Annotated in this window: 19 protein-coding genes; 7 read left to right on the top strand and 12 right to left on the bottom strand. The window is 45.9% G+C overall.

The window, feature by feature from the left end; translation table 11 throughout:
• Positions 1-264, top strand: coding sequence for a CRISPR-associated endonuclease Cas2 (gene cas2 / locus GAH_RS02130; protein WP_048094472.1), 264 nt, complete (start codon positions 1-3; stop codon positions 262-264).
• A gap of 234 nt (positions 265-498) precedes the next feature.
• Here the strand turns inward: cas2 and GAH_RS02135 are convergent, their stop codons facing one another.
• From GAH_RS02135 to cas6, 5 genes are read right to left on the bottom strand one after another with little or no spacing between them, the layout of a single operon-like run.
• On the bottom strand, positions 499-2,709 hold the full coding sequence (locus GAH_RS02135) for a CRISPR-associated helicase/endonuclease Cas3 (RefSeq protein WP_048094473.1): 2,211 nt from the start codon (positions 2,707-2,709) through the stop codon (positions 499-501).
• A complete protein-coding gene (gene cas5b, locus GAH_RS02140) occupies positions 2,684-3,331 on the bottom strand; it encodes a type I-B CRISPR-associated protein Cas5b (protein WP_048094474.1) in 648 nt (215 codons plus the stop codon). Before cas5b ends, GAH_RS02135 begins: the two co-directional genes overlap by 26 nt.
• Before the next feature lie 3 nt (positions 3,332-3,334).
• Positions 3,335-4,396, bottom strand: a complete 1,062-nt coding sequence (gene cas7i, locus GAH_RS02145; protein ID WP_048094475.1) for a type I-B CRISPR-associated protein Cas7/Cst2/DevR — start codon at positions 4,394-4,396, stop codon at positions 3,335-3,337.
• Positions 4,393-5,838 (bottom strand): type I-B CRISPR-associated protein Cas8b1/Cst1, encoded by a 1,446-nt coding sequence (gene cas8a1, locus GAH_RS02150; protein WP_048094476.1) that lies wholly within the window; start codon positions 5,836-5,838, stop codon positions 4,393-4,395. Before cas8a1 ends, cas7i begins: the two co-directional genes overlap by 4 nt.
• The gene (cas6, locus tag GAH_RS02155) at positions 5,835-6,560 is read right to left on the bottom strand and encodes a CRISPR-associated endoribonuclease Cas6 (protein ID WP_048094477.1); all 726 of its coding nucleotides are present in this window, start codon (positions 6,558-6,560) and stop codon (positions 5,835-5,837) included. Before cas6 ends, cas8a1 begins: the two co-directional genes overlap by 4 nt.
• Positions 6,561-6,705: 145 nt before the next feature.
• Here cas6 and queC point away from each other — a divergent pair, with 145 nt between their 5' ends.
• The 3 genes from queC to queD are packed head-to-tail and all read left to right on the top strand — an operon-like array spanning position 6,706 to position 8,431.
• Complete coding sequence (gene queC, locus GAH_RS02160) at positions 6,706-7,434, top strand: 7-cyano-7-deazaguanine synthase QueC (protein ID WP_048094478.1); 729 nt, start codon at positions 6,706-6,708, stop codon at positions 7,432-7,434.
• Positions 7,418-8,095: a 7-carboxy-7-deazaguanine synthase QueE gene (locus tag GAH_RS02165; RefSeq protein ID WP_048094479.1), complete on the top strand. Its 678-nt coding sequence runs from the start codon at positions 7,418-7,420 to the stop codon at positions 8,093-8,095. Before queC ends, GAH_RS02165 begins: the two co-directional genes overlap by 17 nt.
• Positions 8,096-8,431: a 6-carboxytetrahydropterin synthase QueD gene (gene queD / locus GAH_RS02170; protein WP_048094480.1), complete on the top strand. Its 336-nt coding sequence runs from the start codon at positions 8,096-8,098 to the stop codon at positions 8,429-8,431.
• On the opposite strand, the gene GAH_RS02175 is transcribed toward queD, so the two are convergent.
• The 5 genes from GAH_RS02175 to GAH_RS02195 form a co-directional block, all read right to left on the bottom strand.
• A complete protein-coding gene (locus GAH_RS02175; RefSeq protein ID WP_048094481.1) occupies positions 8,421-8,750 on the bottom strand; it encodes a P-II family nitrogen regulator in 330 nt (109 codons plus the stop codon). The two genes, queD and GAH_RS02175, sit on opposite strands and share 11 nt — an antisense overlap.
• 9 nt (positions 8,751-8,759) lie before the next feature.
• On the bottom strand, positions 8,760-9,956 hold the full coding sequence (locus GAH_RS02180) for an ammonium transporter (RefSeq protein ID WP_048094482.1): 1,197 nt from the start codon (positions 9,954-9,956) through the stop codon (positions 8,760-8,762).
• 268 nt (positions 9,957-10,224) lie between these two features.
• Positions 10,225-10,641 carry a type II toxin-antitoxin system VapC family toxin gene (locus GAH_RS02185; RefSeq protein WP_156967361.1) on the bottom strand — a complete coding sequence of 139 codons (417 nt, stop codon included), beginning with the start codon at positions 10,639-10,641 and terminating at the stop codon, positions 10,225-10,227.
• On the bottom strand, positions 10,631-10,852 hold the full coding sequence (locus GAH_RS02190; RefSeq protein ID WP_048094484.1) for an antitoxin VapB family protein: 222 nt from the start codon (positions 10,850-10,852) through the stop codon (positions 10,631-10,633). Before GAH_RS02190 ends, GAH_RS02185 begins: the two co-directional genes overlap by 11 nt.
• Positions 10,853-10,924: 72 nt before the next feature.
• Entirely contained in the window at positions 10,925-11,383 is a 459-nt protein-coding gene (locus GAH_RS02195) for a hypothetical protein (RefSeq protein WP_156967362.1), read from the bottom strand.
• A gap of 177 nt (positions 11,384-11,560) precedes the next feature.
• On the opposite strand from GAH_RS02195, the gene GAH_RS02200 reads away from it, so the two are divergent.
• Positions 11,561-12,292, top strand: a complete 732-nt coding sequence (locus GAH_RS02200) for a hypothetical protein (RefSeq protein ID WP_156967363.1) — start codon at positions 11,561-11,563, stop codon at positions 12,290-12,292.
• A 72-nt stretch (positions 12,293-12,364) separates the two neighbouring features.
• The gene (locus GAH_RS10640; protein WP_156967364.1) at positions 12,365-12,556 is read left to right on the top strand and encodes a hypothetical protein; all 192 of its coding nucleotides are present in this window, start codon (positions 12,365-12,367) and stop codon (positions 12,554-12,556) included.
• Here the strand turns inward: GAH_RS10640 and GAH_RS02205 are convergent.
• Both GAH_RS02205 and GAH_RS02210 read right to left on the bottom strand, forming a co-directional pair.
• Positions 12,522-13,064, bottom strand: a complete 543-nt coding sequence (locus GAH_RS02205; RefSeq protein ID WP_048094487.1) for a cysteine hydrolase family protein — start codon at positions 13,062-13,064, stop codon at positions 12,522-12,524. The genes GAH_RS10640 and GAH_RS02205 overlap by 35 nt on opposite strands.
• Before the next feature lie 51 nt (positions 13,065-13,115).
• On the bottom strand, positions 13,116-13,424 hold the full coding sequence (locus GAH_RS02210) for a hypothetical protein (protein WP_048094488.1): 309 nt from the start codon (positions 13,422-13,424) through the stop codon (positions 13,116-13,118).
• Between the two features lie 167 nt (positions 13,425-13,591).
• Here GAH_RS02210 and GAH_RS10275 point away from each other — a divergent pair, with 167 nt between their 5' ends.
• On the top strand, positions 13,592-13,759 hold the full coding sequence (locus tag GAH_RS10275; protein WP_179944076.1) for a type II toxin-antitoxin system HicB family antitoxin: 168 nt from the start codon (positions 13,592-13,594) through the stop codon (positions 13,757-13,759).
• The last annotated feature ends 190 nt before the right edge of the window (positions 13,760-13,949 follow it).

The following is a 13,949-nucleotide window of genomic DNA, read 5'->3' on the forward strand; positions in this document are numbered from 1 at the left end:
GTGTATGTGATCATAGCCTACGACGTGAACGTGGAGAGGGTGAACAGGGTAAAGAAGTTTCTGAGGCAGCACCTAAACTGGATCCAGAACTCGCTTTTTGAGGGAGAGATTACCCCCGCCGACCTCGAGGAGATAAAGATGGGGCTGAAGAAGATCATAGATGAAGACGAGGACATGATCGTGATTTACAGGCTGAGGAGCGCTGATGCTATGAAGAGGGAGGTTATTGGTGTGGAGAAGAGCAGCATGGAGGAGGTGATCTGATAACTAAAACGGCACCTTAGTAAACTACATACTAGCTCACAACAAATCATATTAACGGTTATGGCAACAGTAAGAGAAAATAGAAACTTTAACGTTTTACTTCTTACCTAAACACACTTCAACAAACCTGCTATGGAATTAGAATTTTCAGCTTGCTGTGCTTAGCGCTCTTTCCCTCGAGTTAGTAGAATAGGGTTCCTCACAAAGCCTTAACACAAAGATGTTGCCCACAAACTAAATTACCTCTGCAGATTGTTCAATTTCGTCCAAAAGTCCAACATCTTGGCTATATTTTAGGTCGGCAATCAGTATTCGATGGTTTCTGTCATAGCTGAGAATCTCTCCGAATTTGTTTTTGAGAGCATAATACTTCCAATAGGGAAGGGGTATCAGATACCGATAAACTTCAATACCTCTTCCATGCTCGATCAATTCAATAGCTTTATTAGCAAATCTAATCGGAACAACTTCCAAACCCTGAAACATTCTGTAAAACTGTTGCTCGCTTTCGGTCTTTTTGAGAGGTTGAAGACCTTCAAACAATTCAAGAGCAATTTGTTTGTAATTATTTATTTCGCCAACGAGTTTGTCCGTTACTTCTGAATAAGCCTCACTCACAAGGTCTGAGATAAGCGATTCCCTGAGAGCCTCTCCATCCAAACTTTTTAAAATTTTAACACTATGTTTCACAACATCATAAGGTTCGTAAATTTTCTTATCATTTTCAGAACCCTTCGTCAAAACAAATACATCAGCAATTCTCTTTTCTTTCCATCCCTGTCGGTTAACTCTCCCAAATCGCTGAATAAGAGCATCGAGAGGGGCTGGTTCTGAAAGAATGGTCTTGAAACTTACATCTAAAGATACTTCAACCACCTGCGTTGCCACTACAAAATCATAACTCCCCAAATCCCCTTTCAGCTGTCTTTCAAGGCTCTCTCTATCCCCATAAGTAAACCGGCTGTGAAGAAGCATAACTTTATAACCATGATTTTTGAGGTATTTGTAAGTCTCAACTGCCCTATCTACAGTATTGCATGCTATTAGCGCGGGCGTAAGACCGTTCTCTTTAAATTCCTGAGCAAAGGTTTGAATATTACTCTCCATGTTCCCTTCAACAATTTTAATTCGATGTCTTATGAAGCGATCAGCCTCCATCTTCGAAATTTTTAACTTCTCGGGTTTCAGAAGTTCGATAAAGAGATCTTCGACAAAGTCTGGCAGGGTAGCAGACATAACCAATGCTTTCGTTTTGTACTCACTCAGCATTTCCAACATTGCCAAGATGATACCCAGAATATTTGATTCATATGCATGTATTTCATCAAAAATTAGCAAAGCGTTTTTTAGCTCACTCAAAGCCATTTCAAAGAAACCAACACCAAAGAATGCCTTCATTATTTGAAATGGGGTTGTCACTTTAAGAGGAGTAAATATTTTTCTGTACAGGCTTGAAAGACGCTGATATTCAAGATTCGAAGCATAAAGATAATAAGAAGACGAACTATGTAAAACTCCAACTAATTCAGGGTTCTTAAAATACTCCAGCATACGATCATACATCGCATTAATGCTTGCTTTATAAGGCAGGACATAAAAAATTCTATTTGAAATTCTATTTCCGCTGTGATGGCCATTAGCATCTGCCCATAATAAAGCAGCTTCAGTTTTCCCATATCCAGTAGGTGCCCTAAGTAAAAGATTGCCTTTGACTTGAATTGCCTGTTTCTGTAATGATCTCCATGCATCTCTTGGAATAGTGAGTGCCAAAGTCTCGGATATGGTCGGAAGAAGTTTCACTGAGTTCTCGCCCGCGGAGGAAAGGTGATCACATGCATTCAGCAAACCCTTGAGAAAAATTAATTCCTTCCTATATCTCTTCCAATTTTGATCATACCAGTTTAGCAATCCATCAAAATCATATTCCTTGATATCTTCAATCCATTTATCCGAGAGCCTAAGCTTTCCGAGAGGTTTTCCAAAAACGTAGATTTCCCAATAGGGAACTTTAGGCACGAGGACTTCGTCAATATAGTCGGAATTTACAAGGAGTTCATCAATTTTTTCGAGATAACTTCTCCATACAAATTTTTCAACTTTGGTTGGCACAGGAAGTTCAGAAAGATATTTATGGTGAGTTAAAATGGACAGCGCAATCAAATTTCTTTCATTTTCAAAATAATCCAAAAACTGAGTAAACGCCGTTGAAAGAATTTCATGTCTGTATCCCCAGATTTTTCCTTTTGCTCCAGCTTTTTGAAATCCTATCGAACACTTTCCAAGATCGTGTAATAAAATGGAATAAAAAAGAAGTTCCCAAAAGTTTTCGTGCACATCAGAAATCCATGGAAATACCTCTTTCAGACTCTTCATCACATTGAGAGCGTCGTTGATATGGCATTCAAGAAAATCATTTGGGTTAAACTTTGCCATGCAGACCTTCATAGATCCATACTCCAATGTTTATCTCGGAGTCGTAAAGCAACTTACCACCATATGTTTGTCTTTTCCTCTGAGCATTATTTCTTGGAAATGGTAGAACGGTAAATGGTCTCGCCATCCTTGCCCTCCTTGGAATTGTTGAGTAGTCGAATTCTACTGGGAGTGCATGAACCAAACCCGGTAAACCAGAAGTTGCTGGAACAATAGTTCCACCAACAGGAACATTAGTTTTTTCTTCAAGTTTAACTTTCTCTACACTTTCTACCGTGGCCATGTCACTTGAACGTCCAAGCAATAGCTGATATCTCGGCCGTCTGAAGTAGTTTTCCCACTCATCAGGTAGGTAGAGGTATAGTGTGTTGTCAAACAGCACCTCTCGCTTTATTACATCAGTTTCGGTTTTCCCCAATGCATATATTCTCTCCAGATCGACCCCCCTGCCTCCACTCTTGAAGACGTATCCAACAAAAGGAATTTCGGTGAAAGACACTACTTCGCCTCTCGCAGCAGACAATATGCCCTGAATCGTTGATAGCGGTGGAACTGGCAATGTGGGCTGATAGCCCGACTGAAACGTCGGATACCTGAAGCTTGCAGTCCAGCTTTTTATTTTTACGCGTATCATAAATCAACCATAGTAAGCTTCAATTTCTTTGGCAAACTTTTCAATTGCGTCTCCAACACTCGCAATCACTACTTTAATTCCATTTTTATCAAGAGAGTCTCTGACTTTCTTCAACTCGTCTTCCCACCCTCTCATAAACCCTTTGTCTTTCCCAATGAACAGTTTTTTCGGGTTGAGGATGTCATTGAACTCGAGAATCCTTGAAATTAAAGCTTCAGAATCGAATTTTATCTCCCCTCTTTCTTCATACACTATGTCGCTTATGAACGGATTTATACCACCATCAAACATTGCCATAATGATGAATTTTGGCGTTATGTCCGTCAGATATTGAGTCTGCTTAGCACCACCGAAAATATAACGAAGGGCTTTGATCGTCTCGCTTGCTCGTTTCTTTCTGATTTCTTTTGGCATTATCAATTCTTTTTCACTAATCTCAGCTTTGATTTCTTTTGCTTTAGATATGAGTGCTTCATACTCACTCTTCACTTCACTCAGACTTTTTGGAATTTCACCTACATTTAACAGATTTTTGAAACCGGCTTTATCAACCATGGTGAATCTTCCAACAGCGTCAAGATCCAGTGAAAAAGCACCTTTCAGGACTGTAGAGTAAAACTCCTGTGTGTACGGAACCGGGTCTCCTTCATGCCTTGATGCATAACCTTCATCAGCAGTAATCGAGCTTCTATCAGGAAAGAGGGAAATTAACGGCGTGTTCTTCAAAGGAGACATTCTTGTTACAGTAATATTTACATTTCCTTTCTTAAAAGCTCTCATGTATCCAAAGACATCATCATCAGGAAACACTATAGGATTTGCCGCAGTGAATACTTGTTTCTCTTCTCTGAACAACGGTGAGAGGGTCCAGCCAAAGTGTTCTGAAAGCGTCTTTCTCCACCAGTAACGCCATGCTTGTGGCGAAACATAAGGATAAGATAGGCCACCTTTCCTCAGCCTCTTAACCCTAGTCACAGTTCTCTCTGGGAGACTCTCGTCTATGCCGAGCATGTTCAAAGCCGAATGCGGCGCATCAATCAAAACCATACCTACAGCAAACTTCATTCGTTACCACCTCCATAGATTGAATATTCACTTTCATCAGCTCCAAACTCCTCGATTTTATCTAACTCAGCAGATTTCATTAACCTGTCATGAAGTTTCTCATAAATGCGGAACAGCAGCAAATTCTTTACAGTCTTCCAAGAGATGCTTACATCTTCCCCATAAGCCATGAGAATTCTCGCAAATTCATCGAATGTCATCAATGGCTTATCAATACCGAGATTTTGTCGAAGTTTCTCGATGCGAATGAAAAATGCCTCGAATTGGTATAACTTCTCAGCTCGTTCTAAGCTCCTCACTTCGTCATCAAGTTTGTGGTCTGGAAGCATCCCTATTGTCTCTACAATTCTATCACCAACATCTTTTACAAATTCCAGAATTTTCTCATCCAAACCCAACACCTCCTGACAGTAAAAAGCCAAAAGATTCCAGTTTGTATTTACTTTTCTTTCTTTTGAATTGTAAAAATATGAGAGGATGCTTTCGTTGTTTAAAAGCCTTGAATACACTACATTTCGTCTTTCACGCTCGAATTTGTCAAAGTCGTTTTCGTCGGGCAGCACTCTCCAACCCATCGCAACAATACGTTTCCAACCCATTGGATCAATGTAATTAGCATAAGCCACAAATCTTAGTACAGGAGTTGGAATGTGAATTAAATCTAAAATTTGGTTCTGGTTGTTGCATATAAAGTAATAAAGAGTTACTGAAGCGTTTTCCCAGAACTCGGAACTTTCCATTTTTCTTGTTACTTCTCCAACAAGATGGAAAAGAAAGTTTTCCGGTCGTCTAAATCCCCTCGCCTGAGAAGCAAGTTTACTTTTCTTTATATCTTCAAGAGCTTCTTTGGAGAGCTCTAGCATCAGTTCATATGGGTAAGCATGTATTACCAAAACTCTCGAAAGTCTGTAAGATATAAGTGGCATGAATTGCGCTAAAAAAACACAATGAGCACAGATGTCTGCTCCACGGAGATTTGCAGAGTGGAAAAAGTTTGGAACACCACCAGTCCCAAGTAATGGGAATACTGAAAGATAAATATCCTTCTTTGAGTAGGCTGGTCGCCTCCCACACAGAACGCATGTAGGAGAATCATTATCGCTGGACTTAAGCTCTTCAAAAATACTCTGTAAATTTTCAGCAATAGATGTCGGTGACCTCTTTTTGCCCATACTTGGATTTGCCATTAATATTCCACTGTTTGGGAAGATCATTCCATGAATGTATTTCGTACTCCATTCTTTTGTTGCATAAAGTTCAGCAGCAAAGCTTATTGCTTTTTCTACATCTTCTACAGTGAGGTCTTCGGGCTTCTTTTTTCCAGCAATTAGTAAAATCGCAACCAACCCTGCATCTACAAACGGATGGCCTGTCCAATAAAATAAACTACCTGATTGAGTTCTTTTTTCAGATTGCTCTCTAGTTAAGTTAACGCCACTCATACCACCTTCACCATCCCGAGCCCCATTGAATTCTTACCACCGAATCCCGCCCAGTATCCCATCTCCAGCAGCTCCTTGCTCCCTTTAGCCTCGAAAACCATCTCAACACAGCGGTGAAATGTGTTCTTTATCCTGATCCTTTTTGCCTTAACATTCAGGGGTTTTATTTCAAGCTCCACGTTTTCTGGAGTTCTGCGGTAGAACTCAATGTACTTCTTCACAAGGTTCTGCTGTAAAATTGCATAGAACCTCTCATCATCCGGATATAGATCAAGAATTCTCTTTCTGCCGTTCTTGCTCTCGACTGTCGAGACGTTTATCGGGCTTAGAGTGATGAACCTCGCTTTGCTGCCGATCTCCCTTTCCGGAACGATCCTTACCTCAGATACTACGAAATCCACCCCCGAGATTCTGAATTCCGGTTTCGAGAGAATTCCCTCTACAAACGCCTCGGCCACATCCGTCCTCGGTGTGGAGAAGAAGAAAGCAAGCTCCTCTCCGAAAACATGCATCCTCTCTCCAGAAATCCGGAACTTCCTGCCGGGAACGAGGAGCCTGCTGAAGGTGAAAAGCTTGGGTCTGGATGGACTGTGGAGCTCGAGTGAAAGGGTTGGGTTGGCCCTCTCGATCGCCCTGTAAATTGCGGAGGCAAGATGATAGTTGTAGTTCAGGTCAATTGTGAAGTTTTTCTCGCGGGCGGTCAGCCCGATCTTAATCCGCATTAAGCAAATTACCAAAGTAAACTAATAAAAATTTTTTGCTACGTGTGAAAGTAAAATATTTCTATATGGAGGTTAAGTGCTTTCCCGTTTCACTGAATGAAACAACAGGGATAAATTAATTTGCACTTTCCAAAAACTCCAAGCAATGAAAGCCGTCCTCATACTCAGCGGGGGAATAGACAGCTCAACCCTCCTCTACTGGCTCTTGGATAAGGGTTACGAGGTTCACGCTCTCACGTTCAACTACGGGCAGAAGCACTCGAAGGAGATAGAACACGCTGGGCTGATAGCGGAAAAGGCAAGGGAAAGGGGTACTGTGAGCCACAGAGTCGTGGACATCTCCACAATTCACGACCTCATTTCCGCGGGAGCGCTAACCGGGAGCGATGAGGTGCCCAAGGCGTTCTACAGCGAGGACGTGCAAAGACAGACCATAGTCCCCAACAGGAACATGATAATGCTGTCCATAGCCGCTGGATATGCGGTGAAGATTGGGGCGGGAGAGGTTTACTACGCAGCCCACAGAAGCGACTACAGCATCTACCCGGACTGCAGGAAGGAGTTCGTCAAAGCTCTGGATACAGCAGTTTACCTCGCAAACCTCTGGACGCCTGTCGAGATTAGGGCCCCATTCGTGGACATGACCAAGGACGAGATAGTCGGGCTCGGGCTGAGGCTTGGAGTTCCCTACGAGCTCACGTGGAGCTGCTACGAAGGTGGAGAGAGGCCGTGCCTCGAGTGCGGAACGTGTCTGGAAAGAACTGAGGCGTTTCTGCTGAACAACGCAAAAGACCCGCTGCTCAGCGATGATGAGTGGGGTAGGGCCGTTAAAGCCTACGAGGAGAAGAAGAGGGAGCATGAGGGCAAACATTAGCGAGATCTTCTACTCGATACAGGGAGAGGGCATTTTCTGCGGGGTAAGACAGCTCTTCGTCAGGTTCTCGGGCTGCAATCTCGACTGCTACTACTGCGACACCCAGTACTCTGAAAAATGTGTGGACTATGCGAGCGGAAGGGAGCTTGAGAACCCTGTTGGCATAGATTACGTTCAGAGGGTCATAGACTCTGCTACGAGCATTCACTCCGTCTCGTTCACCGGAGGGGAGCCGCTGCTCTATGCGGATTTCATATCCGGGCTGGAAAAGACGAGGACGTTCTACCTCGAGTCCAACATGTCCCTGCCCGAAGAGGCCAGAAAGCTGAAACACGTTGACATAGTGGCGGGAGATCTTAAGGTGAGAGAAGCGCTGAGAGCTGGCTACGAGGAAATATACGAGAGAACAGTCGAGACGTTCAGGATTCTGAGGGACTCGAAGGAGAGAGTGACCTTCGCCAAGATCGTCCTGCCAGAGCAATTCGACTTTGAGGATGTCATGGCAAGGGCTGAGGGAATCTCAGACTACGTTCGCTGCTTCGTCCTGCAGCCCGTGTTTGGTTCGGATGTGAGAAACATTTTAAAGCTTCAGGAGAAGATGCTGGAGCTTGCCGACACGAGGGTGATCCCTCAGGTTCACAAGTACTTAGGGGTGAGATGAATGAGAATCGGAGTTAAAGAGAAGTTCAGCGCCGCCCACTCAATTCCGGGGCACGAGAAGTGCGGGAGACTGCACGGGCACAACTTCATGGTTGAGGTGGAGATTGAGGGCGAGGTCAAGGAGGACGGAATGGTGATGGACTTCTACGACCTGAAAAAGCTGCTGAGAGAAATCCTGAGCGAGTTCGACCACAGGATACTGAACGAGATAATAGAGGTTCCGACGTCTGAGAACATCTGCGTGGAGATCTTCAAAAAATTGAGGGAAAGGAGTTTGAACGTCGTGAGGGTCAGAGTGTACGAGAGCGAGGACAAGTGGGCAGAGCTCACTGCCTGACCTCGCCCGTCCTTATCCTCACGCTCTTTTCAACCGGAACGACGAATATCCTGCCGTCTCCAATTTTTCCGGTCCTCGCAGCAGAGGTTATCGCTTCCATAGCCTTTTCCACCTCATCGTCCTCAACAACGACCTCCAGCTTGACCTTCTCCAGCATGTCCACCTCAACAGTCCTTCCACGGAACTGAAGCTGGATTCCCTTCTGCTCGCCCCTCCCCTTCACCTCCGTGAGAGTCAGGGCAACGAAGGCATGCCTTTCCAGTGAATCAAGGACGTGCTCGACTCTCTCCGGTCGTATTACCGCCACAACCATCTTCATGCTACCACCTCACGCGTATGCTCGCTCACCGTGCTGGGAGATGTCCAGCCCGACGTATTCCTCCTCCTGCGCTACCCTCAGCCCCATCGCCATGTCGACGGCCTTCGCCAGAACAAGTGTTACAGCGAACGCATAAAGTATTGCTGATGCCGTGGCGATGACCTGCGCGACGAACTGGTCGGTATTCCCGTAGAGCAGACCGCTGTATCCACCAACACTCTCCATGGCGAAGATTCCCGTTGCCAGAGCGCCCCACACTCCTCCAATTCCATGCACCGCCCATGCATCGAGGCTTTCGTCCCACCTCATGCGCACCCTGAAGAGCATTGCTCCGTAGCAGAGCGCACCTGCTAATCCGCCAATGGCCATCGCGGAAATGGAATCCACATAGCCTGCGGCGGGAGTTATCGCCACCAGCCCCGCTATTGCGCCGCTCACCATTCCGAGGGCGCTGGGCTTGTCGTGAAGCCAGCTCGCAATCAGCCATGCTATTGCTCCTGATGCTGCGGCCGTATTTGTCACAAGCAGTGCGTTCGCCGCACTCTCTCCAGCAGATAGAGCACTTCCGGCGTTGAAGCCGAACCACCCGAACCACAGCAGCGCGGTGCCGAGCATGGTCATCGGTATGTTGTGAGGAGTTATGCTGTGCTCCTCGTAGCCCAGTCTCTTGCCGACAACGAAGGCAAGAGCCAGTGCAGAGAACCCGGAGCTTATGTGCACCACAGTTCCTCCAGCGAAGTCCAGCGCTCCGAGCTTCGCAAGCCACCCTCCGCCCCACACCCAGTGGGCGAGCGGGTCGTAGACGAGCGTTGTCCACAGCAGCCCGAAAACCATGAACGAGCTGAGCTTCACCCTCTCCGCCACTCCGCTCGATAGTATCGCGAGGGTTACCGCTGCAAACGTAAGCTGGAAGGCAACGAACAGCAGCGAGGGTATGCTGCCGGAATCTCCGGAAACCCCTCTCAGGCCAAGCCAGCTCAGATCTCCGACAAAACCCAGAACATCGCTGCTAAACGAGAGCGTGTAGCCCAGCAGCACCCACTGAAGGCTCACAACAGCCAAGGCCACGAATGACAGCGAGAGCATTGAAACCGCGTTCTTCCTCCTCACCATTCCCGCATAGAAAAGCCCGACTCCCGGCACCATCAGCATGACCATCGCCGTTGAGACGAGGAGCCAGGCAGTATCTCCGCTGTCCACGTGCATCACCTCGAAGCTTGTTTCTCGCCGCACTATTAAAATATATTTAATAAAAAACGGAAAATCTTCTGAAAATTTAAGAAATTATCCCAAATTTTCTAAAAAATTTTAAAAAGTGCAGCAGAATTGTGAACCATCTTAAACCCAGACATTCCAAAAGGTATTAATTTCCGCACCGGATGAGAGTAGTAGGCCAATGATGAATGATGGGCGATCTGACAGGTGATGAGAGGGGAGAGGCTGAGGCTGCCCATCCTTTAAAAACTTAATTTTATCACGACTCCACTTCCAGTTCCCGTATTCTGCCAAAGTGTTTTGTGTTTCTTGTCAAAACTCTCTCATTATGGGCCAGAGCTATGCTGGCAATGAGAACATCCATTTCACCTACACGCTCACCCCTTCTTCCAAGTTCCGAAACTATTCTGCCATAGATATCAGATGCCACAAGATTGAACTCAAGAATGTCTATTCTCGCCAACAAGCCGCGAACTTTCCTGAGATTATCCTCAACGTTTTTGGACATGTATACTCCCTTGAACAGCTCAGCAGCATTTACAGGAGTAGTAGAAAGCCTTTCTCCACCCTCAACCAAGCTTTTTAACTTATCCAAGGCACTTTGGTCCTTTCTCAGCAGAGCAACAAGAAAATCTGTTTCGAGACACACCATCAAACCACCCACGTCAGATTTCAATGTCTCTGCCCCTGATTAGCTCTCTGTCTTTGTAAACATCCTCTATGCTTTTTATCAGATCCTCAGAGAACTCATTGGCCTCCAGATATTCCAGCAATCTTGCTCCCTTGGTTATTCTAAGAATGACGTCACTGAAGGACTCTCCCTCCTTTTTGAGTCTCTTGAGAGTGTTGTACGCCTCTTCCGATATCGTAAGGGTTTTGTGGGCCATATTATTTACATGCACTTACGTGTACTTAACATTTCCGAACATGCAAAAATAAAAATCTAACAAATCCAACATCTATTCAGCAACCGGAACACCTTCAAACCTGAAAAGAACGGGAATATTTTCTATCCCAAGTTTCCCAGCCTCCCTGTTGATTATTTCATAGATTGCATCCAGTTCGTGTTTTTCAATTTTCGAACAGTTCTCCAAAGCGACCACAAAATACCCTCTGTAGTCGAAACCGTAGGAAATTACCGGCCCATTTGGGTAGAAATGCTGGGCTAACAGTCCATTCTCCCTGATAGATTTTCCGAGAGTATCAAGCTTCGCCAGCCACTCCTGCCTGTCTTCCTCGCTTCTGAAATTTGGAAGATCTCCATATATTATCTGCCCATCTGAACTGTTACACACCCAAGAAAGGTTTTCAGAACTGATTGATGGAGGTTCCTTCTCTGATCTTACCATATCATGCACGGCAAGGCCTGCGATGACTCCAGCGACCACCAGAAGCAGCAGTGCGGCGATTCGCTCCATCCACACACCTTAGATAGATACAACCAAGCGTATTATATTAACTTTTGCTCTAAAACACAGTTCAAATTTTAATCCCTATTACCACAAAAGAGCCGCGAAATGCGAAACTGCAACCTGAACACACTCTCCAGAACATATTTTTACGTCCACTGAGCTTTTTCAAGTGGGGTGTTCTTTTTGAAGGTAACAAAACCGAGAGCCTGTGGGTACCTCGTAACCATTACGATCACATCTTACGCCACCTCACTTGCTCTTCACAGCCTCACACCTAACCCCGGTGTGGAAGCAAAGCTGATTGAGGCACTGCTCCTGCTCGCAGTACTCTGGATGATCTCAAGGATTTTCCTGAAAAGTCAGCTCAGCCATGCAGATTCATCGGATTTTGCGAGCAGCCTAATCCACGTCCTCACCCTTCTCGCTGTGGGAAACGCAATTCCCCTGGCAATAATGCTGACCTCCGGCCCGGAGCGGATGTTTGTCGATGCGAAGCCTAGCTTCATAGACAAGTGGAGCACCGTAATCCCAGCCTTTGCTGTACTCTACTGGGGAATTTTCAGCATAATCGTCGCCTACATCTACCACTCAGCAGCATACGAGCTGTTTGGAGGAAAAACCGGTATCGCCGCATCCTTCCTGCTGTTCACGATCAACTACAACTTACCGCTCGTTTCTGGATACTGGAACCTGTGGGACATCCTGTTCTTTGGAGCTGCGTTTTCATACTCGTACTCGGTGAACAGAAACCCCAGAGCCCTCGCATCCGCCTACCTGATCTCCGAAGTCCCCTTGTGGTGGTGCATTCTCGCTCCACTTGGTGCAGGGGTTTTTGCAGCATACTTTGCAGCAAGGTTCGCAGCTTCTGTTGCCGCACTGATAGCACTCGCATGGAAGCGATTTTCAAGAAAGTGAAGAGTCGACAAGTGAATGCCAAGCGAAACACAAAAGGACAGGCTTATATGCTCCCGAGCGAAAAGCATGGACATGGATGAAAGAGAGAAAAAAGCACTGACCACAAGCCTCCAGCGCTCATCAATTGCGGGAACAGCAATAATGAGCTTTGCCCTCGCGTTTCTCGTGCTGCATTATGCAGGGCTCAGCATATCCTACTCGCTCCTAATCTCCACAGCCTTCGCAGCAATCACAACCCTTGCAAGAAGTCGCTCAAGGTTATGATCTCCGCGCTGAAGACGTTTTCCATGTGCTTCAAAGCGTACTCGTAATCGTAGTCGTTCAGTGCCGCGGTGCAGTCCTTTATCACCGCAACCTTGTAGCCCCTGAGCACAGCATCTCCAGCAGTGTGCAGGACGCAGATGTTCGTCAGGACTCCCGTGAGGTATAGCTTTTCAATGCCAAGCTCTCTGAGTGTTAGATCGAGGTCGGTGCCGAAGAAAGCCGAGTACCTGCGCTTCCTGACGATGTAATCCTCTTCCCTCACCTCAAGCTCGTCTATTATCTCAGCCCCTTCAGTATTTGCGACGCAGTGCTCGGGCCATATCTCGAACTCTGGATCGTCCTTCCTGTGCCAGTCCTGGGTGAAGATTACCGGCATTTTCTTCCTCGTCTCGCTGACTGCCCTTGCGGTTGGCTCGAATATGCTCGAGAGGTGCTCTCCTCCAAAGAGCTTTCCATCTGGATAGCAGAAATCCTTCTGCATGTCCACAACGACGAGGGCAGACCTCATACTATCTGAATTGAGAGAGGAGATTAAAAATCTGTCGAACACATGTTCGATCTACTTCTCCACGACTGCCTCCTTCACGGCGATCCTCTCAACCTCGTCCCTCATCTCGTCGAGTGTGTCCATCAGCACCCTCCACTCCTCGAAGTCAAGGTTGAAGGAGCCCATCTGAGCTCTCAGCTCCTTGAGCCTGAGCTTTAGCCTCCTGAGGACATCCCTGTAAACGTCCTCCTTCTCCGTCCCGTAGAAGATGTTCTCCAGCTTTCCAACAGCCGCTCTGAGGAGCCGGATTCTCTCCTCAACATCGGACGAGAACTCGAAGCTCTCCAGAAGGACTGCAAAACTGGATCTGAGCGATTCCATAATACTATTCAAAACGCGAAAATATAATAATTTCCTCCTTTAGGAAGCGAAGACATGCACCTACAGGTAATCCCAAATCCTCTACTGCCCAGCAAAACTTTTCCACGTTTCATGAAGCTTTTGCCGAAGACAACAGTTTATAAAGTACCAAAACCAGAACATCTATCGTGACAACACTAACAGCTCTGGTAAGGAGGGAAGGATATCAGTACGTTTCAAAATGCCCTGAGCTTGAGGTTGCGAGCTGTGGAGATACGATAGAGGAGGCTCTGGAAAATCTAAAAGAAGCTGTAGAGCTATACATCGAGAATGCAAAAGAACTTGGCATATCCTGACGACAAATTCGAAGCTGTTTTCAGTAAAAAGTTTGTAACAACATTTGAAGTTACTATCTGAGGAGTTCCAGAAATTCCTCCTTGTTTAATTTCCTCGGAATGATTATCAATCTCGTTTTTCCTGCGTTATCTACTTTATACATGGCAATGTGGCTATCTTACCTCTTTTTGGTGCGTAAACGAATCCAGC

The organism is Geoglobus ahangari, assembly GCF_001006045.1.
Lineage (GTDB): Archaea > Halobacteriota > Archaeoglobi > Archaeoglobales > Archaeoglobaceae > Geoglobus > Geoglobus ahangari.